Source organism: Jujubicoccus corallicola (assembly GCF_047345645.1).
GTDB lineage: Bacteria > Pseudomonadota > Alphaproteobacteria > Rhodobacterales > Rhodobacteraceae > JBLEFH01.
Genome location: NZ_JBLEFH010000003.1, coordinates 326,427 through 347,521 on the forward strand (window position 1 = coordinate 326,427; position 21,095 = coordinate 347,521).

28 protein-coding genes are annotated in these 21,095 nt (G+C 61.5%); 13 read left to right on the forward strand and 15 right to left on the reverse strand.

Features of this window, described 5'->3' with window-relative positions:
- Positions 1-97 precede the first annotated feature (97 nt).
- A complete protein-coding gene (locus ACMA5I_RS06870) occupies positions 98-1,759 on the forward strand; it encodes an acyl-CoA dehydrogenase family protein (protein ID WP_525885493.1) in 1,662 nt (553 codons plus the stop codon).
- Between the two features lie 56 nt (positions 1,760-1,815).
- A complete protein-coding gene (locus tag ACMA5I_RS06875) occupies positions 1,816-2,223 on the forward strand; it encodes an META domain-containing protein (protein WP_525885494.1) in 408 nt (135 codons plus the stop codon).
- On the opposite strand, the gene recO is transcribed toward ACMA5I_RS06875, so the two are convergent.
- The 12 genes from recO to folK all read right to left on the reverse strand — a co-directional run bounded on the left by recO (position 2,204) and on the right by folK (position 11,188).
- A complete protein-coding gene (gene recO, locus ACMA5I_RS06880) occupies positions 2,204-2,923 on the reverse strand; it encodes a DNA repair protein RecO (RefSeq protein ID WP_525885666.1) in 720 nt (239 codons plus the stop codon). The two genes, ACMA5I_RS06875 and recO, sit on opposite strands and share 20 nt — an antisense overlap.
- A complete protein-coding gene (locus ACMA5I_RS06885) occupies positions 2,923-3,252 on the reverse strand; it encodes a DUF1491 family protein (RefSeq protein WP_525885495.1) in 330 nt (109 codons plus the stop codon). Before ACMA5I_RS06885 ends, recO begins: the two co-directional genes overlap by 1 nt.
- Complete coding sequence (gene era, locus ACMA5I_RS06890) at positions 3,252-4,163, reverse strand: GTPase Era (RefSeq protein ID WP_525885496.1); 912 nt, start codon at positions 4,161-4,163, stop codon at positions 3,252-3,254. The genes ACMA5I_RS06885 and era overlap by 1 nt, the downstream gene beginning before the upstream one ends.
- Positions 4,156-4,839 carry a ribonuclease III gene (rnc, locus tag ACMA5I_RS06895; protein WP_525885497.1) on the reverse strand — a complete coding sequence of 228 codons (684 nt, stop codon included), beginning with the start codon at positions 4,837-4,839 and terminating at the stop codon, positions 4,156-4,158. The genes era and rnc overlap by 8 nt, the downstream gene beginning before the upstream one ends.
- Entirely contained in the window at positions 4,836-5,618 is a 783-nt protein-coding gene (gene lepB, locus ACMA5I_RS06900) for a signal peptidase I (RefSeq protein ID WP_525885498.1), read from the reverse strand. The genes rnc and lepB overlap by 4 nt, the downstream gene beginning before the upstream one ends.
- 12 nt (positions 5,619-5,630) lie before the next feature.
- On the reverse strand, positions 5,631-6,119 hold the full coding sequence (acpS, locus tag ACMA5I_RS06905; protein ID WP_525885499.1) for a holo-ACP synthase: 489 nt from the start codon (positions 6,117-6,119) through the stop codon (positions 5,631-5,633).
- The gene (locus tag ACMA5I_RS06910; protein WP_525885500.1) at positions 6,116-6,562 is read right to left on the reverse strand and encodes a hypothetical protein; all 447 of its coding nucleotides are present in this window, start codon (positions 6,560-6,562) and stop codon (positions 6,116-6,118) included. The genes acpS and ACMA5I_RS06910 overlap by 4 nt, the downstream gene beginning before the upstream one ends.
- Positions 6,559-7,299: a pyridoxine 5'-phosphate synthase gene (locus ACMA5I_RS06915; protein ID WP_525885501.1), complete on the reverse strand. Its 741-nt coding sequence runs from the start codon at positions 7,297-7,299 to the stop codon at positions 6,559-6,561. Before ACMA5I_RS06915 ends, ACMA5I_RS06910 begins: the two co-directional genes overlap by 4 nt.
- On the reverse strand, positions 7,292-7,951 hold the full coding sequence (locus tag ACMA5I_RS06920; protein ID WP_525885502.1) for a DUF2062 domain-containing protein: 660 nt from the start codon (positions 7,949-7,951) through the stop codon (positions 7,292-7,294). The genes ACMA5I_RS06915 and ACMA5I_RS06920 overlap by 8 nt, the downstream gene beginning before the upstream one ends.
- Before the next feature lie 12 nt (positions 7,952-7,963).
- Positions 7,964-10,084, reverse strand: a complete 2,121-nt coding sequence (locus ACMA5I_RS06925; protein ID WP_525885667.1) for a RelA/SpoT family protein — start codon at positions 10,082-10,084, stop codon at positions 7,964-7,966.
- A gap of 46 nt (positions 10,085-10,130) precedes the next feature.
- Positions 10,131-10,490, reverse strand: coding sequence for a DNA-directed RNA polymerase subunit omega (gene rpoZ, locus ACMA5I_RS06930; RefSeq protein ID WP_525885503.1), 360 nt, complete (start codon positions 10,488-10,490; stop codon positions 10,131-10,133).
- Between the two features lie 122 nt (positions 10,491-10,612).
- Positions 10,613-11,188, reverse strand: a complete 576-nt coding sequence (gene folK, locus ACMA5I_RS06935; RefSeq protein ID WP_525885504.1) for a 2-amino-4-hydroxy-6-hydroxymethyldihydropteridine diphosphokinase — start codon at positions 11,186-11,188, stop codon at positions 10,613-10,615.
- A 41-nt stretch (positions 11,189-11,229) separates the two neighbouring features.
- Between folK and ACMA5I_RS06940 the strand changes: the two genes are divergently transcribed.
- From ACMA5I_RS06940 to ACMA5I_RS06990, 11 genes are all read left to right on the forward strand, one after another.
- Positions 11,230-11,769: a LabA-like NYN domain-containing protein gene (locus ACMA5I_RS06940; RefSeq protein ID WP_525885505.1), complete on the forward strand. Its 540-nt coding sequence runs from the start codon at positions 11,230-11,232 to the stop codon at positions 11,767-11,769.
- Complete coding sequence (locus tag ACMA5I_RS06945; protein WP_525885506.1) at positions 11,759-12,391, forward strand: uracil-DNA glycosylase; 633 nt, start codon at positions 11,759-11,761, stop codon at positions 12,389-12,391. Before ACMA5I_RS06940 ends, ACMA5I_RS06945 begins: the two co-directional genes overlap by 11 nt.
- The gene (locus ACMA5I_RS06950; RefSeq protein WP_525885507.1) at positions 12,388-12,831 is read left to right on the forward strand and encodes a VTT domain-containing protein; all 444 of its coding nucleotides are present in this window, start codon (positions 12,388-12,390) and stop codon (positions 12,829-12,831) included. Before ACMA5I_RS06945 ends, ACMA5I_RS06950 begins: the two co-directional genes overlap by 4 nt.
- Before the next feature lie 123 nt (positions 12,832-12,954).
- Positions 12,955-14,286, forward strand: coding sequence for an L-fucose:H+ symporter permease (gene fucP / locus ACMA5I_RS06955; RefSeq protein ID WP_525885508.1), 1,332 nt, complete (start codon positions 12,955-12,957; stop codon positions 14,284-14,286).
- A gap of 135 nt (positions 14,287-14,421) precedes the next feature.
- Entirely contained in the window at positions 14,422-14,550 is a 129-nt protein-coding gene (locus ACMA5I_RS06960; RefSeq protein WP_525885509.1) for a hypothetical protein, read from the forward strand.
- Between the two features lie 92 nt (positions 14,551-14,642).
- On the forward strand, positions 14,643-15,593 hold the full coding sequence (gene ispH, locus ACMA5I_RS06965; RefSeq protein ID WP_525885510.1) for a 4-hydroxy-3-methylbut-2-enyl diphosphate reductase: 951 nt from the start codon (positions 14,643-14,645) through the stop codon (positions 15,591-15,593).
- Between the two features lie 17 nt (positions 15,594-15,610).
- Positions 15,611-16,060: a DUF3429 family protein gene (locus ACMA5I_RS06970; RefSeq protein WP_525885511.1), complete on the forward strand. Its 450-nt coding sequence runs from the start codon at positions 15,611-15,613 to the stop codon at positions 16,058-16,060.
- Between the two features lie 63 nt (positions 16,061-16,123).
- Positions 16,124-16,735, forward strand: a complete 612-nt coding sequence (locus ACMA5I_RS06975) for a glutathione S-transferase N-terminal domain-containing protein (protein ID WP_525885512.1) — start codon at positions 16,124-16,126, stop codon at positions 16,733-16,735.
- On the forward strand, positions 16,732-17,181 hold the full coding sequence (rnhA, locus tag ACMA5I_RS06980; protein WP_525885513.1) for a ribonuclease HI: 450 nt from the start codon (positions 16,732-16,734) through the stop codon (positions 17,179-17,181). Before ACMA5I_RS06975 ends, rnhA begins: the two co-directional genes overlap by 4 nt.
- Positions 17,178-17,804, forward strand: a complete 627-nt coding sequence (locus ACMA5I_RS06985) for a TRIC cation channel family protein (RefSeq protein WP_525885514.1) — start codon at positions 17,178-17,180, stop codon at positions 17,802-17,804. The genes rnhA and ACMA5I_RS06985 overlap by 4 nt, the downstream gene beginning before the upstream one ends.
- Before the next feature lie 162 nt (positions 17,805-17,966).
- A complete protein-coding gene (locus ACMA5I_RS06990; RefSeq protein ID WP_525885515.1) occupies positions 17,967-19,175 on the forward strand; it encodes an alanine racemase in 1,209 nt (402 codons plus the stop codon).
- On the opposite strand, the gene fmt is transcribed toward ACMA5I_RS06990, so the two are convergent.
- Genes fmt through def (ACMA5I_RS07005) form a run of 3 tightly spaced genes read right to left on the reverse strand, consistent with a single transcriptional unit; the run spans position 19,172 to position 21,086 of the window.
- Positions 19,172-20,077, reverse strand: a complete 906-nt coding sequence (gene fmt / locus ACMA5I_RS06995; protein WP_525885516.1) for a methionyl-tRNA formyltransferase — start codon at positions 20,075-20,077, stop codon at positions 19,172-19,174. The genes ACMA5I_RS06990 and fmt overlap by 4 nt on opposite strands.
- Positions 20,074-20,574, reverse strand: a complete 501-nt coding sequence (def, locus tag ACMA5I_RS07000) for a peptide deformylase (RefSeq protein WP_525885517.1) — start codon at positions 20,572-20,574, stop codon at positions 20,074-20,076. The genes fmt and def (ACMA5I_RS07000) overlap by 4 nt, the downstream gene beginning before the upstream one ends.
- On the reverse strand, positions 20,571-21,086 hold the full coding sequence (gene def, locus ACMA5I_RS07005; RefSeq protein WP_525885518.1) for a peptide deformylase: 516 nt from the start codon (positions 21,084-21,086) through the stop codon (positions 20,571-20,573). Before def (ACMA5I_RS07005) ends, def (ACMA5I_RS07000) begins: the two co-directional genes overlap by 4 nt.
- Positions 21,087-21,095 lie beyond the last annotated feature (9 nt).

Below are 21,095 nucleotides of genomic sequence, written 5' to 3' on the forward strand. Positions count from 1 at the left end.
ATTGCTAACTGATGTTCGTTTCTTGCGCATGTTCGCTTGACCCTTCCGCTTCACCGGCCTAGTTTTGCGGCAACGCAACATAATGCAGAGGCCGTCCATGTCCGAGATTATCCTGCCCGACCTTCTCAAGCTCACGCAAGAGGCCATTCCGACTGCGGAGACGCTTCTTGATAAAGCCCGCACCAGCCTGCGCGCGCGCGTGGCGACCGATGGGCGCGTGTCGGGTAAGGCGTTGGAAAAGGACCAATATGCCGCGCACGCCATCGCCTGGCTCGCCACCTATGTCGAGTCGCTCCGCGAGATGCATGGCTGGGCCGCGCGCCTCGAGGACGAGGGCAAGTTCGGCGAGATGGAGCAGCTTATTCTCCAGATCGCTTTCGGCGAATATCTGGCCCAAATTCACGGTGGAATCCCGATGGCGCAGGGCGAAATTGTGCGCCCGCAAGATATGGGCCTCTCCGCCGAGGACCGCCATGACATGATGCAAGGCGCCGTGGTCACGCTGACCCAAGGCGGCAACACCGATGCCGCCCGCCTGCGCCTCGTGCAACTCATGCGCGATCAGGCCGGGAATGCCACCTTTGGGAACACCGGCCTCGACGAAGAATTCGAGATGGTCCGTGACCAGTTCCGCCGCTTCGCCGAAGCCAAGGTTGTCCCTCATGCGCATGAATGGCACTTGAAGGATGAACTCATTCCCATTGAGATCATTAACGAAATGGCGGAAATGGGTGTGTTCGGCCTGACCATCCCCGAGAAGTTCGGCGGTTTTGGTATGGGCAAGACCGCCATGTGCGTCGTCTCCGAAGAGCTCTCACGCGGCTATATCGGCGTCGGCTCGCTCGGCACCCGCTCCGAAATCGCGGCGGAGCTGATCATGGGTGGCGGAACGGACGCTCAGAAAGAGCATTACCTGCCCAAACTCTCCAGTGCCGAAATCTTGCCGACGGCGGTGTTCACTGAACCCAACACAGGCTCCGACCTCGGCTCGCTCCGCACCCGCGCGGTGAAGGAGGGCGAAACCTACAAGATCACCGGCAACAAAACATGGATCACCCACGCCGCCCGCGCCGACCTCATGACCTTGCTCGTCCGCACCGACCCCAGCACGGACAATTATTCCGGCCTTTCCATGATGCTCGCCGAGAAGACCGCCGGGACCGATGACACCCCCTTCCCCGACGCGACCATTTCGGGCGGCGAGATCGAAGTGCTCGGTTATCGCGGGATGAAGGAATATGAGATGGGCTTCGACGGTTTCGAGGTTCCAGCGGAAAACCTGCTCGGCGGCGTCGAGGGTCAGGGCTTTAAGCAACTGATGCAAACCTTTGAATCGGCACGCATCCAAACCGCCGCCCGCGCCATTGGCGTCGCGCAATGCGGCATGGAAATCGCCATCCGTTACGCCGAGGAGCGTGTTCAGTTTGGCAAGCCGCTGATCGAATTCCCGCGCGTCGCCGCCAAGCTCGCCATGATGGCCGTCGAGATCATGATCGCCCGCCAGCTCACCTATTTCTCCGCCCGTGAGAAAGACGAGGACCGCCGCTGCGACCTCGAAGCGGGGATGGCGAAACTGCTCGGCGCGCGCATCGCCTGGATGTGCGCCGATCAGGGCCTGCAAATCCACGGCGGCAATGGTTTCGCGATGGAATACCCGATCTCCCGCGTCCTCTGCGACGCGCGCATCCTCAACATTTTCGAGGGCGCAGCGGAGATTCAGGCGCAGGTCATCGCCCGCCGGGTGCTCGAAAAAGCGTGACCCGGCGCGCGCAATTCGCGCCTGTTCTTTCATGGCGGCGCTGCTAAGGTGCGGCCATGAAAACGCTTCTTCTTCTTTGTACCGCGCTGGCGGTTTCGGGTTGCTATTGGCAACGTCAGGACACGATTGCGACGACCGCCGGGAGCGGCGGCTGGCAGCTTGTCGAAGTTGACGAAAGCCCGATCGCCTATCGGGCCACGATCAGCTTCCCCTCCAAAAACCGCATTGCGGGAGAGGCGCCCTGCAACAGTTTTTTAGGCAAGCAAGCGATGCCTCTGCCGTGGTTTCAGGTGGAAAACCTTGCCGTGACTGAGCGCGCCTGCCCGGAGATGGCAAGCGAAGCGGCGTTTTTCGAAGCGCTGGACGCGATGCGCTTTGCCGAATCCAGCCCGCAGACACTGCTTCTGACCGGAGAAGGCGGGCGCTCGATGCTCTTCGCGGCGGTCAACGCAGAAGCAGACTAAGCGCGCGGGTGCGGGCCTCCGGTAAGCGGTCCCGTCCCAGTTCCGGCATGAGCCGGTTTTCCAGAAAATGTCCGGTCAAGCGCAGCCCGGCGGCGAGATCCTCCGGGTTGGCGCTGTCGATCCCGGCGCGCATGAAGGGCGGCAAGGGCAGTAGCCGGGCCGCCCATTCCCCTGCACCGTTGCGGCTGACGGCACGGCCCGATTTCGGCGATACAAAGGCCAAATCCTGTGTCACACCCGTAACCGCACATTCCGAAAGATCGAGGCCAAATCCCATATCTTCAAGCAGCACCAACTCCCACAGCGCGTAAGCGGGGCCGGGATCGCCAGCGCCGAGCGCATCGAACAGCGCTTCGGTTTCACGGTAAAGACGCGGGTGATCCTCGCGCTCCGGCAGCGTCGCACGCAGGAGCCCGGAGACCGCGCCGAAAACCGCCAGCGCGGTCGCATCCCCCATCAGCGCGGCGGAGCGGCTGCGCAGCGTTTCAACCTTGAACACCCCCAGATGATCGTCGAGCCGCGCCGACCATTCGGCCCGCACATGGGTGCCGGGTTGCAGATGGGGCGCCATCTTGCGCGAGGCGCCGCCCCGGACCAGCCCGGCATGGCGCCCGCGCGTCGCGGTAAAAATCTCAACAATCGCAGAGGTTTCGCCGTGGCGGCGCAGGGACAGGATCGTGCCGTCATCCTCCCAGCGGATCACGTCAGCCCCTCCTCCTCCAAGAGCGTGCGGCCTTGGCGGTCCTCAATCTCAACGATCCAGAGATCCGGGTCGAAGTCCTTCTGCCGCGCCAGCGCCGCATCCACCTCGCGCTCCTCGCCCTCGGCCAGCGTCACCCAGATGCGCTCGCCCGAAGAGAGGTCAAAGCTGCGTTGAAATGCTGCCGCCTGCCCGTCCAGCGTCGCGCATTTGACCAGCACCGCACCCGCAGTTTCATCACCCTTTTGCGTGATATAAGCCGGGATCGCCGCCAGCTCGAGCCGCGCCAGATAGGCCCGCACCCAAAAGCCGGTGGCGAGCCGCGCCATCAGTTCCCGTCCGAGAAATCGAGGCCCATTTCGCTGTAGCGCTCCGCCTCGTCGAGCCATTGCGGGCGCACCGCGACATTGAGGAAAAGGTGGACCTTGCGTCCCAGAAACTCCGAGATTTCCTCACGCGCAGCGGTGCCGATCTGCTTGATCGTTTGCCCCTTCGGCCCGAGCGCAATGCCCTTATGCCCGTCCCGCGCGACGTAAATAATCTGGTAAATGGCGACGGAACCGTCCTTGCGCTCCTCCCATTTCTCGGTCTCGACGGTGAGCTGATAGGGCAGCTCCTGATGGAGCCGCAGGGTGAGCTTCTCGCGGGTCATCTCGGCGGCGATCATCTTCATCGGCAGATCGGCGATCTGGTCCTCGGGATAGAGCCACGGCCCTTCCGGCAGACGCTCGGCGAGCCAGTCCTTAAGGTCCTGCACACCCTTGCCCTTCTCGGCGGAGATCATGAAAGTCGCGGCGAATTCATAGAGTTCGTTCAACTCCGCCGTCAGGCCGAGAAGCTTTTCGCGCTTCACCCGGTCGATCTTGTTGATCGCCAACGCCACCGGCGCGCGGGTCCGCTCTTTCAGCGCGTTGATGATCTCGCGCACGCCGCCCGTGATGCCGCGATGTGCCTCGACCATGAGCACCACGAGATCCGCATCCCCGGCCCCGCTCCATGCGGCGGAAACCATCGCGCGGTCGAGACGGCGGCGCGGTTTGAAAAGGCCCGGTGTGTCCACGAAAATAATCTGCGCATCGCCTTCCAGAGCCACGCCGCGGATACGCGCGCGCGTCGTCTGCACCTTGTGGGTCACGATGGACACTTTCGCGCCGACCATCGCATTGGTCAGTGTCGATTTCCCGGCATTCGGCTCGCCAATCAGGGCGACAAAACCGCAGCGCGTGGTTTGATCAGTCATTGCTGATCTCCTTCAATAATTTCTCCGCCGCCGCCTGCTGCGCGGCGCGTTTGGACGGCGCTTCAGCGCGGGCAGTCTCGCCGCTTTCCAGCGCGACCTCGACTTCGAAGACCGGCGCATGATCCGGCCCAGTTCGCCCAACATCCTCATAGGCCGGCGGTGCCATGCCCCGGCCTTGCGCCCATTCCTGAAGCGCGGTTTTCGCGTCATGCGCCCGCGCTTCCGCATCGCCAATCCGCTTTCCCCAAAGCCGAAGAATATGGGCCTTCGCCTCATCATAGCCCGCATCGAGGTAAATCGCAGCCAACACCGCTTCCATGGCATCGCCCAGAAGCGCGCGTTTCCGGCGACCACCGGACAACATTTCCGAGCGGCCCATTTTCAGCGCAGCACCGAGATCAATGCTTTCCGCCACTTCGGCGCAGGCCTCCTTGCGCACAAGCGCGTTGAACCGCGGCGCGAGCGTGCCTTCATCGGCCTTGCGGTCATCATTCAGAAGCGCTTCGGAGATCACAAGGCCAAGCACGCGGTCACCCAGAAATTCGAGGCGTTGATTGTCCGACCGCTGCGCCGTGGAGAGCGAGGAATGGGTCATCGCCTCGATAATCAGCGCCTTGTTGCGAAACTGGTAGCCCAGACGGTCGCAAAAGGATTGAAGATCCGCAGAAAGCTTCACCGCACCCTCGTGAAGAAGCGGTCACCACGCCATGTCCAGAATTTCAGGATCGACGAGCCCTTGGCGGAGAAAATCACCACCTCGGCGCGGCCCAGGAGATATTCCGCCGGGACAAGTCCCACACCGCCAACGCTCTGCGGATAGCGGCTGTCTTGCGAATTATCGCGGTTGTCGCCCATGAAGAAATACTGGCCGTCCGGGATGGTGAACTGCGCCACATTGTCCGCCTGCATCGCCCCGATTTCGAGAACGCTGTAGCTCTTGCCATTATCCATCGTTTCGGTGAAGCGTTCTTTCTCACAGGTCCCGCCATCCTCAACCGGATCATTGGCGCAGCGCGGCACGTTCTGGAACCCGCCCTGTGGCGCCTTGATTTCCTCAAAGACCCCGTCATCGGTACGGGCGATCTCCTCGCCATTCACCGTGATGATGCCACCCGTGATCGACACCGTATCGCCCGGCAGGCCGATCACCCGTTTGATGAAATCAACGCCCTGAACCGGGTGGCGAAACACGACGACGTCACCGCGATCCGGTTCGGACCCGAAAAGACGGCCCGAGATCGGGCAGACGGCAAAGGGGCAGCTATAGCGCGAATAGCCATAGGCCATTTTGTTGATGAAAAGATAATCGCCGATCAGCAGCGTCGGCTTCATCGAGCCGGACGGGATCCAGAACGGCTGCACAAACAGCGTGCGGATCACCGCGGCCAGCAAGAGCGCCACCACAACGGTCTTGATCGTTTCGAAAATGCCGCCTTCTTTTTTGGCTTTGGCCATATCCTGCTCTCCTTAATTCCCGCCGTCTTGGCCCTCGGGGGCCTTGGTGTCAACAGAAACGGGCTGCCCTTGGAAGGCTGTTTTGTCTGTCTTTGTGTGTGCGTCTAAAGGGCGCGCTTCCAGCACCACGAAAGCCTGCGCCCAAGGGTGATCATCCGTCAGCGTCACATGGAGGATGCTCTCATATCCCGCCGGGGTCAGCGCCTTCACCCGCTCCGCCGCCCAGCCGGTGACATGCATGACGGGCTGCCCGGTTGGCAGGTTCGTCACTGCCATGTCTTTCCACTTGATCCCCATGCGAAGTCCGGTGCCAAGCGCCTTGGAACAAGCCTCTTTCGCCGCCCATCTCTTGGCGAGCGTTCCCGCCTCATCAGCGCGCCGCGCAGCTTTCGCCAGTTCGGTTTCGGTAAAGACCCGATTGCGAAACCGATCACCGAAGCGCGCCAAAGTGCCTTCGATCCGCTCGATATTCGCCAGATCCGTGCCGATGCCGAGGATCATTTCAGCGCCGCCGTCACATCGCCGCTGGCTTGGTTGAGCGTGACGATAAGCGTGTGCTCCTCCGGCTCGGTCATATCCGCGCCGAAAAGTCCAGCTGTCATCACGAGGGTCAGGCCGGTTTCGGGATCATAGTCGGACTCGAGCCCGTCCAGCGTCAGTGTCGCAAAGCCCGACCGGTTGTTCGCGGAAACAAGGCGGCATTGCCGCTCGCCCGCCTCGCCATAGGGCGGCGAAAGGATCAGCAGATGAAACGCAGCCGCGGCGGGCTCCAGCGTGTCCATCACCGCGATCCGCACATCGCCATTCGCGAAGGTCGCGGTGTTGTCGGCCCATGGCTCGGCGATGTTCTCGGCATGGGTGATATAGTTGTCTCGGCAATCGCTGACCTCTTGCGCGGCGAGCGGCGCGGCGATCAGAAAGGGGAGAAGCGCAAAGAGTTTCATGCCCGCGCCTCGTCCATCTTGCGTCGCATTTCCTTAATCGCCTCATCGAGCCCGACGAAAATCGCCTCACCGATCAGGAAATGCCCGATATTCAGTTCCTTTACCTGCGGCAGCGCGGCAATCGGCCCGACTGTGTCATAGGTCAAGCCATGACCCGCATGAACCTCCAGCCCGAGGTCATGGGCAAACGCGGCCATTTCCGTGAGGCGTTTCAGCTCCGCATCACGCTCCTCAAACCGCCCTTCAGCATGGGCATCGCAATAGGCCCCCGTGTGCAGTTCAATCACCGGCGCGCCAATGCGATGCGCCGCTTCGATCTGCCGCTGGTCCGCCGCGATGAAGATCGACACCCGGCATCCGGCCTCCCGCAACGGCGCGATAAAATGCGCCAGCCGGTTCTCTTCCCGCGCGACCTCAAGCCCGCCCTCGGTGGTCTTTTCTTCGCGCTTTTCGGGCACGAGACAGACCGCATGAGGCACATGGCGCAGGGCGATTTTCTGCATCTCCTCCGTCGCGGCCATCTCGAAATTGAGTGGCACGGTCAACTCCCGCGCCACCGCCTCGATATCCGCGTCGGTGATATGGCGGCGGTCCTCGCGCAGATGCGCCGTGATCCCGTCCGCACCCGCCGCTTCGGCCATTTTCGCCGCCCGAAGCGGGTCCGGGTAAGCGCCGCCGCGCGCGTTCCGCACGGTCGCCACATGGTCGATATTCACGCCGAGACGCAGATCAGACATCGCTGCCTCCTTCTTTCGCGGACTCCTTCGCGCGCGCCAGACGCTCCGCCCATTTGCGCTCCACCGCCGCGCGTCGCCGTTTTTGATACGCCGCAATGGCGGGCTTGGCGACAAAATAACACGCGACGCTGGCGATCACCCCAAGGATAACACCGCCCAGGAAATAGGGCCAAAACACATTGGAGACAAAGGAGAAGAATGGATCCCAATCCGCATGACCGCCGCCGAAAAGTGCCGTGATCGCATCCCATAGCGAGCCGAAGGCTGCGGAGAAGCTTTCATAGATGGAATCGACATCCTCGCCCACCTCGTGATGCGAGCCGCCGGTCAGCATTTTGCCCACCTTGAAACTCATGGTCGCGATGAAGGGGAACGTGATCGGGTTGCCGACAATCGTGCCAATGGCGGCGGCGATGATGTTGCCGCGCAGCACCCAAGCCCAGAACATCGCGTAGAAGAAATGGAAGCCGAAAAGCGGCGAGAAACTGGCAAAGGCGCCGCAGGAAAATCCGAGCGCGATGCGGTGCGGCGTGTCCGGCAGGCGGCGCACGCGATGCCCCATATAGGTCGCCGTACGCCGCCATCCCGCGCGCGGGTAAACGGTCTCAATAAGACGACGATAGAAAGGAGGGCGCTCGCGCCGTTTGAACATATCCGGGCCCGCTCAGCGTTGTGCGCTGCCGCGCTGGCGGACGACCTCGGCCACGTCGCTATCCGCCTCGAGGGCGGTGCGGACGTTGTGATAATGTTCCAGATCTCGTACTTCGATCTCAAAATTCATACGGTAAAAATCCGGTTTGCGGTCCGTGAACTCAAGATCCGATATATTGGCGTTCTGCTCGCCGATCAATGTGCAGATCCGGCCCAGGACCCCCGCATCATTCGCCATGGCGAGGCTGATGCGGATTTTATGTTCGGGTTTGTAAGGCACGCCCGACCATTTGAGGTCGACCCAGCGTTGCGGCGCGTCCTCATATTCGGTGAGGCGCGGGCAGTCAATCGTGTGGACATGCACGCCATGCCCGCGCTGGCTGATCCCGATGATCCGCTCGCCCGGAAGCGGGTAGCAGCACGGGCTCATCTTGGTCCACTGGTCTTCCTCGACGCCGACGATCACGGGCGCGGCCGGGAATTGCGGGATGTTTTCCTCGCGCAGAATCTCCGGGTAGAGCACGCCCACGAGATCGCGCCCTGCGATCTCTCCCGCACCAAGTGCGGCGAGCATGTCCTGCGCATCCTCGTAATTGGCACGCTTCGCCGCGGTGCGGAGCGCCTTGTCGCTGGCCTTTTTGCCAACGCGCTCCAGCGCCACCCGTGCGACTTCGCGGCCAAGGGCAATGTTCGTGCCGCGCCGTTCTTCTTTAAGCGCCCGACGGATCGCGGCCTTCGCGCGGCCCGTCACAACCATCTCTTCCCAACCCGGCTGCGGTTTCTGCCCTTCCGCCCGAATAATCACCACGGACTGGCCGTTGCGAAGCTGCGTCCAGAGCGGCACCCGCTGACCATCCACCTTCGCGCCGACGCAGCTATTGCCGATCCGCGTGTGGATCGCATAGGCGAAATCGAGCGGCGTCGCGCCTTTCGGCAGCTTGATAACCTCGCCCTTCGGGGTGAAACAAAACACCTTGTCCGAGAACATTTCGAGCTTCACATGCTCCAGAAATTCTTCGGGATGTTCCGCCCCGGCAAAACGCTCCGTGAGGTTTTGCAGCCATGTCAGCGGATCGACGGTAAACGGGTTTTCCGCCTGCACACCGTCGCGATAGGACCAATGGGCGGCGACCCCGCTCTCGTTGACCTGATGCATCTGGCGGGTGCGGATCTGCACCTCAACGCGCTTGGCCGCGCGGCCCGACACGGTGGTGTGGATCGAGCGGTAGCCGTTCGATTTCGGCTGACTGATATAGTCCTTGAAGCGCCCCGGCACGGCGGCCCAGCGACCATGCACGAGCCCGAGGATCTTGTAGCAATCCTCGACCGTGTCCGTGACGATGCGGAAGCCGTAAATATCTGAGAGACGGGAGAAGCCTTCCTTGCGCTCCTCCATCTTGCGCCAAATCGAATAGGGGCGCTTTTCGCGGCCCGTGACCTCTGCCGCAACGCCGTTTTCGACCAAGAGACGGCGCATATCGTCCATAATGGCCGGGATGAGATCGCCCGCCTCACCGCGCACCCGCTCGATCCGGTTCATGATGGACTCGCGCGCGGCAGGGTTGAGGACGGCGAAGGAAAGGTCCTCCAATTCCTCGCGCATCCACATCATCCCCATGCGGCCCGCCAGCGGCGCGTAGATTTCCATCGTCTCGCGCGCCTTGCGCATCCGTTTGGCTTCCGGGAGCGACTCGATGGTCCGCATATTGTGGAGGCGGTCGGCGAGCTTCACGAGGATCACACGAAGATCCTTGCTCATCGCCATGAGAAGCTTACGGAAATTCTCCGCCTGCTGGGTCGCGGCGCTGGACAGTTCCAGATTGGTCAGCTTGGTGACGCCATCGACGAGATCCGCCACATTCTCGCCAAAGAGATCACCGAGATCGGCGCGGGTCGCCTCGGTGTCCTCCACGGTATCGTGCAGAAGGGCGGTGATGATGGTGTCGTCGTCGAGTTGCTGCTCCGCGAGCAGCATCGCCACCTCGACCGGGTGGGTGAAATATTCTTCACCAGATTTGCGATATTGGCCGCGATGCGCCTCGCGGCCGAATTCATAGGCTTTGCGGATCCGGGCGGTGTTGCTGGCAGGGTTGTAACTCTGAACCGTGCCAACGAGTGTGTCGACGGGGATCAGCTCAGCCAGTGCCTGCACGTCCCCCGCCATCCCGTTTGCCTTATCCTTACTGCTCGCCTTGAGCTTCCATCAGAGCGCGGAGGAGATCTTCTTCCGCCATGTCGTTTTCTTCGGGCTTGTCGTCGGCCTCGGCCTGACCCAGAAGCTGCGCCATGTTGTCGTCTTCCGGCTCGTCCACCTCGATCTGACGCTGGCGGGACTCGATGGCGCTTTCGCGCAGCTCATCCGCCGGTTGCGTCTCGTCGGCGATCTCGCGGAGGGCAACGACGGGGTTCTTGTCGTTATCGCGATCAACGGTGAGCTCGGCACCAGAAGAGATCTCACGCGCACGGTGCGCCGCGAGCATCACAAGCTCAAAACGGTTCGGGACCTTGTCAACGCAATCTTCGACAGTAACGCGCGCCATAGGGTTTCCTTCCGGTCAAAACATCGAAGAGATCTGCCCCAATCGAGGCGGATGTCTCCTGAAAGATTCGTGAAGGCACAGACATAACGTCGCCGCGCCCAAAACGCAAGGGCAGAAGGCCCTTACGCATCAATGGGATCTATCTTCATGACCGGCGCCGCCGAGATCATCGTATCGACACTGTCGCCCGTCACCGGATGCGTCCAGCGCGGTGCGATGTCTTTCAAGGGGAGCAGCACAAAGAGCCGGTCCTGCAGGCGCGGATGCGGCAGGATCAACTCGTCCGGCGCGAAAATCTTCTGATCCTCAAAGGGCAGATCGCGCCAGTAGCGCCAACGCTCCTCATTGGGGCTGATGAGCCGATCATAAGCAATGAGGTCCAGATCCGCACCGCGCGCGCCCCAGCGATCCGTCCGCAGACGCCCCGCCTCGGCCTCGATCCGGTGCATCGCATCGAGGAGCGCACCGGGCGCGTGTTCTGTCTCCAGCAAGAGTGCGGCATTGCAATAATCGGGCCCATTGCCGGCCGGAACTGCCTCCGTCGCATAGAGTTTACTGCGCGCCACAATCCGCCCGAGCCCGCTCAATTTCTCCATCAAAGCGCGCGCCGTCTCGCGCTCATTTCCATACGCCGTCGGCAAGTTTGCACCTATGGCAATAAGTGCAACCCCCTTTCCCTCTTGCTCATTCACGATCACACCTTATTGTCTGCACGATTTTATTATGTGCCGAGGAAACCATGTTTTACAAGGATGACCGCCTTGCTTTGTTCATTGACGGGTCGAACCTATATTCCGCCGCAAAGGCGCTTGAGTTCGATATAGATTTCAAACTGCTCCGCGAGGAATTCGCGCGCCGCGGCAAGCTTTTGCGCGCGTTCTATTACACGGCGATGCTGGAGAATGACGAATTCTCCCCGATCCGGCCGCTGGTGGACTGGTTGAATTATAACGGTTTTTCGATGGTGACGAAGCCCGCCAAGGAGTTCACCGACGCGCAGGGCCGCCGCAAGATCAAAGGCAATATGGATATCGAGCTGGCCGTCGATGCGATGGAGCTGGCTCCCCATCTCGACCATGCTGTGATCTTCTCCGGCGATGGCGATTTCCGCTCGCTCGTTGAGTCGCTGCAACGGCAGGGCGTGCGTGTGTCGGTCGTCTCGACCCTGCGCTCGCAGCCGCCGATGATCGCCGATGAGCTGCGCCGTCAATGCGACAACTTCATTGATCTGGCGGATCTGCGCGACGTGATCGGCCGTCCGCCGCGCGATGAAGATTAAGCCGGAACCGCCGAAAGACTGCCAACTCTGCCCCCGCCTCGTCGCCTTTCGCGAAGACAGCGCCCAAAAGAACCCTGACTGGTTCGCCGGCGCCGTCCCGAGTTTTGGCGATGAAGGGGCGGAGCTTTTGGTGCTCGGCCTCGCGCCGGGCCTTCAGGGCGCGCACCGAACGGGGCGGCCCTTCACCGGCGATTATGCAGGGCATCTGCTTTACGAGACGCTGACCGAATATGACTGGGCCAATGGTAAATTTGATGCGCGCATCGACGACGGGCTGAAACTCTCCGGCGCGATGGTCTCGAACGCGGTGCGCTGCGTGCCGCCGCAAAACAAACCCATCGGTGAAGAGGTCAACACCTGCCGCCCCTTTATGCTGGACCGGATCGCCGCGTTGAAAAATCTTAAGGCGATCCTCTGTCTTGGCCGCATCGCCCATGATACGCTCATCCGCGGTCTCGGCGCGCGGCTCAAGGATTACCCTTTCGCGCATCAGGCCCGGCATGATCTGGATGGGCTTATGGTTTTCGACAGCTATCACTGCTCCCGCTACAACACAAATACCGGGCGGCTCACGCCCGAGATGTTCCGCGCCGTTTTTGCCGATATCCGCGCCGCGCTGTGATCGCGTCGCTCAGCATCCTTGCGGGGCTGTTTCTAACATGCCTCGGCGCAGCGACGTTTCTGCCGTTCCAGTCAGAAATTGTCTTCATCCCGCTGGTTCTGGGCGACCGTTTCCCGCTCTGGTTACTGCTCTTCGTCGCCTCGGTCGGCAACACGATCGGCAGTTTCATCATGTATTGGATCGGCCGCGAGATCGAACATTTCAAGGATCGCCGCTGGTTCCCACTAAAGCCAGAGCAGCTTGAGAAAGCCGAGCGCTGGTTTCAGAAATACGGCCTCTGGTCCCTGTTTCTGAGCTGGGCGCCCTTCGGCGATGCGCTGGTGCTGATCTCTGGCGTCCTGCGCACCCCGCTCCCGCTTTTCCTGCTCATCGTCGGTTTCGCGAAATTCGCCCGCTATGTCGCCGTCGCCTGGCTCACCCTCTCCGCCCAAGGCACGTGACGGATAAATTTCCTTAAATTTAATTATTAAATCACTCTGATTTATTTTTTGATTTTAACCAGACTCTTCGCTATTGTGACGTTAGGTCAACCCAACAATCATAAGCCCCCCCGGAGGAACCCTATGTCTCAAACCGCTGAAACTGCTACCGAAATGGGGAGCAGAAAACCTTTCCTTCATGAAGGTTTGCGAATCCCCTTCATCCTGATCGTGACCTGCTTCGCCGCTTGGGGCGTGGCCGCGAATATGACGGACCCGCTGGTAAAAGTGTTCTCCAAAGTGTTCTCGATGAGCACATTTCAGGCCTCCCTTGTGCAGTTTTCCTATTACGGCGCGTATTTCTGCCTCGCCCTTCCGGCGGCTTTCATTAACCGCAAATTCTCCTACAAGGTCGGCGTTCTGACCGGGCTCGGCTGCGCTATTGCGGGCGCAATGCTGTTCTACCCGGCCAGCCTGACCATGCAGTATGGCTTCTTTCTCTTGGCGCTCTTCACCCTCGCGGGCGGCCTCTCGATCCTGGAGACCTCGGCGAACCCCTTCGTGATCGCCATGGGTCCGGATGAAAACGCCACCCGCCGCCTCAATTTCGCGCAGGCGTTCAACCCGGTCGGCACCAATATCGGCGTGTTCCTCGCCGCGACCTTCATTCTGCCGAAACTCAACTCGGCGACCGAGGCCGAGCGGGAAGCGATGAGCCAGGCCGAACGCCTCGCCGTCCGCTCCGAAGAGCTTCAGGCAGTCATGCTCCCCTATGTTGGCTTCGCTTTCGTCCTGCTCGCCATCTGGATCGCCATCGCGCTCCACAAGATGCCGACCGAGGAAGAAACCGCCTCCGACGATCCGCATAACGTCCGCTTCGGCCCGACCCTGAAGCGCCTGCTCGCCAACCGACACTACCGTTTCGGCGTGCTGGCCCAGTTCTTCAACGTCGCCGCGCAGACCTGCGTTTGGACCTTCACCATTCAATATGTGATGGAAGCCATCGGCGGCGATGAGGCCAATGCGGGCCGCTACCTGCAATACTCGTTGCTGGTGTTCCTGATCTCGCGCTTCATCATGACATGGCTCATGGGTTTCATCCGCCCGGCCCTGCTGCTCACGCTGATGGGTGCCGCCGGTGCCGCGCTCTGCCTCTTCGCGGTCAGCACGCCCACCATCGCGGGTGTCTGGGCGGTGGTGTTCTGCTCCGCGTGCCTCTCGCTGATGTTCCCGACGATTTACGGTATCGCGCTGCATGGCCTTGGTGAGGACACCAAATTCGGTTCCGCCGGTCTCGTCATGGCCATCCTCGGCGGCGCACTGATGCCGATGGTCCACGGCGCCACGATGGACGCTTATGGCGCGGCGACCTCCTATGTCGTCCCTGCCGTCTGCTTCCTGCTCGTTGCCAGTTACGGCGTGTTCGATCTGCGCGGCGAAGACCGCGAGGCGAGCCTGAGCAAAAACAAGCACTAACCGCAGCTCGCGACTTTAACATGCACGTGACCCGCCATGCGATTTTCGTATGGCGGGTATATTTTTTCACCTCTGGTTCTCCCGGCGCAGCGGGCCTAGCTAGGCCGCAAGTTAACGCTAACACTGGAGACACCAATGCTTGGATACTTCGCTTACTACACCCGTTCGGCAAACAACGCGCCGAAAGCAAACCGCCGTCCGTCCCTGATGGACCTTTTCCTGGGCCTCGCTCCGCATGAAATCGCGGCGCTGAACGCCAAATAAATTGATCCCGTGCGGGGCGCAGCTCACGGGCTGCCCCCATTGCTGGCCTCGCCGTCTCCGCGTATAACGCGCCTGAACAAGGAGACCTTCGCATGGCCAAAGCTCCCCTCCATCTCTATCTCGCCGCACCGCGCGGCTTTTGCGCGGGCGTGGACCGCGCGATCAAAATCGTCGAAATGGCGCTCCAGAAATGGGGCGCGCCGGTCTATGTGCGCCACGAAATCGTGCATAATAAATATGTCGTCGATGAGCTGCGCGACAAAGGCGCGGTGTTTGTCGAGGAGTTGGACGAATGCCCGATGGATCGCCCGGTGATTTTCTCGGCCCATGGCGTGCCGAAAGCCGTGCCCGCCGAGGCCGAGCGCCGCAATATGATCTATGTGGATGCGACCTGCCCGCTCGTCTCCAAAGTGCATATCGAAGCCGAGCGGCATTCCGAAAACGGTCTGCAAATGATCATGATCGGCCATGCGGGCCACCCGGAAACCATCGGCACCATGGGCCAACTGCCACCCGGCGAGGTTCTGCTGGTCGAGACGGTTGACGACGTGGCGAAGATCGAGCCGCGCGACCCCGAAAAGCTGGCCTTCATCACGCAAACCACACTATCTGTGGATGACACCAAGGACATCGTGGCCGCCCTCAACGCGCGGTTCCCGGCCATTATCGGACCGCATAAAGAAGATATCTGCTACGCCACCACCAACCGGCAGGAAGCCGTGAAAGCGATGGCCCCGAAGATCGACGCGCTGCTGGTGATCGGCGCGCCAAACTCGTCCAACTCACAGCGCCTCGTCGAGGTGGGCCGCAAGGCCGGATGCAGCTATGCGCAGCTCGTCCAGCGCGCGGATGATATCGACTGGCGCGCCCTCGGCGGCATCGCCAGAATCGGCATCACCGCAGGCGCATCGGCCCCCGAAGTGCTGGTGAATGAGGTCGTCGATGCATTCAAGGATCGCTATGACGTGACCGAAGAATTCGTGACCACCGCCGAAGAGAATATCGAGTTCAAGGTGCCGCGCGTCCTGCGTGTGGCGTCATGAGCCGGGCGGCCCCATCCATGCAAAACGGCGTCAAAGAGATCCCTCGCCCGGCGCTGATCCTCGGCGGTCTCGGCCTGATTCCGTTCCTATGGGGCGCGCTCTGCGTCCTCTTCCCCTCCATCGGCAATTTCCACGAACAGCGCTTGCCGCTGTCCTATGACGGCATCACCCTGCTCGCGCAATATGGCGTGATCATCCTGAGCTTCATGGGCGGCGCGCTCTGGGGTTTCGGCGCGACCCGCGGTTGGCTGACACTGGTCGTCGCGGTCCTGCCCGCACTCTGGGCGCTTTACGCGGCTTCGGCAGATGCGGCAACGGCTTGCCTGCTGCTCGCCCCCGGCTTCGCGCTGCTCCTTGCAGCCGACATCATGTTCACCGCCGCTGGTCTCGCGCCGCGCTGGTGGCCTTGGCTGCGCGTCCCGCTCACGGCGATTGTCGTGCTGTGTCTGCTGACCGCCGCTCTGTGATTTCAGGGCTTTGCCTTCCGCGCCAAGCCGGATATTGAACGCAAAACTCTGAAAGGCGCTGCCATGCTCACGCTCTATTCCATGCCCAGTTCCGGCAACAGCTACAAAATCCGCCTGCTGCTCGCAAAGCTTGGGCAGGACTATCGGCATGTCGCATGTGAGGCGGGCAGCGCCGCATGGGAAGACGCCAAGCCGCTCTCCCCGCTCGGCAAACTGCCGTTCATGCAGTTGGATGATGGCCGCGTCCTCGCGGAATCCAACGCCATTCTGCTTTATCTCGCGGAAGGCACGCGGTTCCTGCCGGGCGACCGCTATGCCCGCGCCAAGGTTCACGAATGGATGTTCTTCGAGCAAAACCGTCATGAGCCGGTGATCGCCGTGCGCGCATCGCTGAACTTCTACCCTGACCTGCGCGCAACGGCCAAACCGGAGCGCCTCGCCGAGTTGCTGGAGGCCGGACAAACCATCCTCGTCCTGATGGAGCGCCAGCTTCAGGAAACGCCTTATCTCGCCGGAGACACCATCACCGTCGCCGATCTCGCGCTCTACGCATACACCCACACCGCCGAAGAGCGCGGCGGGTATGACCTGTCGGGAATGCCCGCTCTGAAGGACTGGCTCGCCCGCGTCGCGGCGGATGAAGGCCATATTGCGCTGGACGATATCCCCGCATGACCGCATTTTTCGCCTATACCGATGGCGCCTGTTCAGGCAATCCCGGCCCCGGTGGCTGGGGCGCGTTGCTTGTGGCCAAGAAAGGCGACGAGATTGTGAAAGAGCGCGAGTTAAACGGCGGCGCGGCCGAAACCACCAACAACCGCATGGAACTCACCGCCGCCATCGAAGCGCTGAATGCGCTTGGCCGCCCGACTACACTGACCCTCGTGACCGACAGCGTTTACGTGCGCGACGGCGTCACCAAGTGGCTACATGGCTGGAAACGCAACGGCTGGAAAACTTCTCAGAAAAAGCCGGTGAAAAACGAAGACCTCTGGCGCGCCCTAGATGAGGCCACGCAGCGGCACGACATCGAATGGCAATGGGTGAAGGGCCATGCGGGCCACCCGGAAAACGAACGCGCGGATCAACTTGCCCGCGATGGCATGGCGCCTTTCAAATGACCCTCGTCCAGATCCTCGACTTCGCCTCCGTCTTCGTCTTCGCCCTGACCGGTGCGCTCACCGCCAGCCGCGCGCAGTTGGATCTGGTGGGCTTTTTCTTCATCGGTTGCCTCACCGGCGTCGGGGGCGGCACGGTCCGCGACGTGGTGCTAAACCGCGATTTCGTCTTCTGGATCGCCGACCCCAGCTACATCTTCGTCGGCTGCGCCGCCGCGCTTCTCGTATTCTTCACCGCTCCCCTTCTGGAAAACCGCCGCTCCGCGATCCGCTGGCTCGACGCGCTCGCCCTCGCCGTCGCTGTCCCTGCCGGTATTGCCGTGGCGCTCGACCATAATGTCAGCTGGCCCATTATCATCATCATGGGCATGGTCACCGGCTCGGTCGGCGGCATCGCGCGCGATGTCGTCTGCAACGAGGTGCCATGGGTCCTCAAAGATGGCGAGCTCTACGTCTCCGCCGCCTTCGCCGCGGGCTGCGCCTTCATGGCCGCAACCATGCTCGGCCTTAGCGAGATAACCGCAACCCTGATCTGCGGCGCGGTGGCCATTTGCCTGCGCGCCGGTGCCATCCAGTTCGGCTGGCAATTGCCGCACTACAAACCCCGCCCACCACGCGAAAAATAGCCACCGTCGGCAGTTTCGCGCCTACGAAAATTTATGTGACCACCCGTCGCATTGCTGGCTTTTTCGCCGAACGTTAACCATTTAAGAGCTAAACCTTCACGGTTGATGCCGCGCCAGACATAACCAGTCCGAGAAGTTAAAACTGTGTCTTATCCAGATCGAATGAAAAACGAGACCCGCGTTATGGGCAAGACGAAACGCCCGGTGCCCCATAGTGGTTATTTCACGGATATGACCCGTGCGATCATGGCCGCAGGGATCACCGGTCCGCGGATCATCATCGACCTTGACCGCGTGGACGAGAATATCGAACGGCTGCGCCTGCAATTGCCGCCGGAAATGAAGGTGCGTGTCTCGGTGAAAGCCGTGCCGTCGATCCCGCTGATCGCCACCGCCCTCAACGCCTTCGACAGCGACCGGGTGATGGTGTTCAACCTGCAAATGGCCGAGACGCTGGATGGGGCGATTCCCGGTCTCGATATGCTCTTCGGCAAGCCGCAACTCGGCAACACGCTGCGTGCCTGGCTGGCCAAACCGCGCCAGACCGATCCGGTTTGGCTCATCGATAGCATGGAGCGGCTAGAGGAATTTCACACCATCGCGGTCGCCCATGGGCGCAAAATTCGCGTGGCGCTTGAAATCGACATTGGCTTGCATCGCGGCGGCTTTTCCGCGGACGACACCCTGCGCGCCGCCCTCAAACGCGGCCAGGAAATGCAGGCGCTCGAGATCGTCGGCTACCACGGCTATGAATCGCATATCGTGAAGGTGCCGATCCTCTTTGGCCTACGCCGCAAAGCGGTCGATCAATCCGCCACGCTCTACCGCGCGGCCAATGAGATTTACCGCGAGGTCATGGGCGAGATGCCGCGCCTGCGCAATGCAGGCGGCAGCATGACCTTCCAGTTTTACAACGATACCAGCATCGCCAACGAGGTCTCCATCGGCTCGGCTTTCATAAAGCCGACCGAGTTCGACATTCCCTCTATCGGCGCTCTGCGCGGTGCGGCTTTCATCGCTGCGCCGGTCCTCAAAGCAATTGACGGTCTCGTCCTGCCCGGCCTACCCAACTGGTTCGCCAATCTCTGGGCGCGGCTCTCGCCGCATCGCCGCCAGACGCTGTTCATCCATGGTGGCAACTGGCTGGCCGAACCGGAAAGCCCCTATGATCTGCGGCCAAACCCGCTGGTTGGCCGTTCGAGCAATCAGGAAATGCTGAATTGCGGCGTTCGCCGCCGATTCCGCGCCGATGATTTCGTCTTTTTCCGCCCCCGTGTCAGCGAGGTCGTGCTAGGGCAATTCGGCGATCTGATGATCTATCGCGACGGCCAGATCGTCGATCAATGGCCGGTCTTCTCCGCCGCGCCTTAATTGGTGTCGAAGCGCATCCCGGGCGTGAGCGGATAGCCCCTTAAAAACTCATCCGCGTCCTGCGCGCCCTTCCCGGCCCGCTGAAGTCGCGTGATGCGCACCGCACCGGTGCCGCAAGCCACGGTGATCCCGTCACCGATAAGCGTTCCCGGCGCGCTATCGCCGTCCGTTTCCTCCGCCATCAGCAGTTTGATCCGTGTGCTATCAAGCTCCGACCACGCGCCTGGAAAGGGGGACAGCCCTCGGATCAGCCGTGCAACTTCGGCAGAAGGTTTCGCCCAATCGACCTTGGCTTCCGCCTTGTCGATCTTGGCCGCATACGTCACGCCATCCTCCGCCTGCGGCACCGCCTCCGGCTGCGCGTCAATCGCGGCCAGAATCGCCTCTGCACCGATATCCGATAGCCGGTCATGCAAACTCGCGGCGGTATCTTGCGGCGTGATTTCGGTTTCGCGGCGGAGCAGAACCGGACCGGTATCGAGCCCCTTTTCCATCTGCATGATGCAGACGCCGCTTTTCGCATCCCCGGCCATGATCGCCCGTTGGATCGGCGCGGCACCGCGCCAGCGCGGCAGCAGCGAGGCGTGAATGTTCCAGCAGCCAAGGCGCGGCGCAACCAGAACCGCTTGCGGCAGGATCAACCCGTAAGCCACGACCACCGCGAGATCGGCGTCATGTGCCGCAAATTCCGCCTTCGCCGCGTCCGTTTTGAAATTCTCCGGCGTGAACACGGGGACGCCCAATTCCAGCGCCTTCGCATGAACCGGCGACGGGCGCTCTTTCTGGCCGCGTCCCGACCGCGCGGGCGGCTGCGAATAGACCGCCACCACCTCATGCGCCTTCGCAAGCGCCTCCAGCGCCGGAACCGAAAAATCCGGCGTGCCCATGAATACCAGCCTCATCGCTTCCCCTTGCGCCATTTGTCGAGGAGCATCTTGCGCTTCACCGGCTTGAGATTGTCGAGAAAAATCATGCCGTTGAGGTGGTCGATCTGATGCTGGACCGAGGTCGCCCAAAGGCGGACAAAATCCTGCTCCTGCACCTCGCCATTTTCATCCCAAAACCGCACCGTGACCGCGCGCGGACGGGTGATCTTCGCGCTGATCCCCGGCAGGTTCGGCGAGGCTTCCTCATAATCCGATGTAAATTCAGAGGCGTGCAAAATCTCGGGATTCGCCATGCGGATCGCCTGATCCCGCGTCTCCGAGCAATCCACCACCGCAAGGCGCTGCATGATCCCAAGCTGCGGCGCGGCGAGGCCGACGCCGGGCATCGCATACATCGCGGCGAGCATTTCGCCCCAGATCGCGCGGGTCTCGTCGGTCACACACTCAACCGGCTCCGCCGCTGTGCGCAGCCGCTTATCCGGCCAGCGCAGATACGGGCGGTGCGCACTCACGCCCGCGCCTTTTCTTTCTTCAGCTTGATCATCTTCTTCGTGATCATCGAGCGTTTGATCGGCGAGAGATAGTCGATGAAGAGCTTGCCATTGAGGTGGTCCAGCTCATGCTGCGCGCAGGTCGAATCCAACTCGCTAAGCTCGATCTCCTGCGGATTGCCGTCGAGATCGAGATACCCCATCTTGATCTCCGCCGGCCGCGTGACCAGCCCAAACTGATCCGGGATCGAGAGACAGCCTTCCTCATATTCCGACGTCTCGTCCGACGCCTCCAAAATTTCCGGATTGACCATCACCAAGGGGCGGGGCTCTTCCTCATCCTTCGCCGTATCCATCACGAAAAGACGACTCATCACGCCAATCTGCGGCGCGGCAAGCCCGATGCCCGGCGCGTGATACATGGTCTCCAGCATATCATCGGCCAGCGCACGGATCTCGTCGGAGATATCAGCGACGGGCTCGGCGATTTTTTTCAGCCGCGGATCGGGATGGATGAGAATAGGTCTGCGCATAGCCCGTTC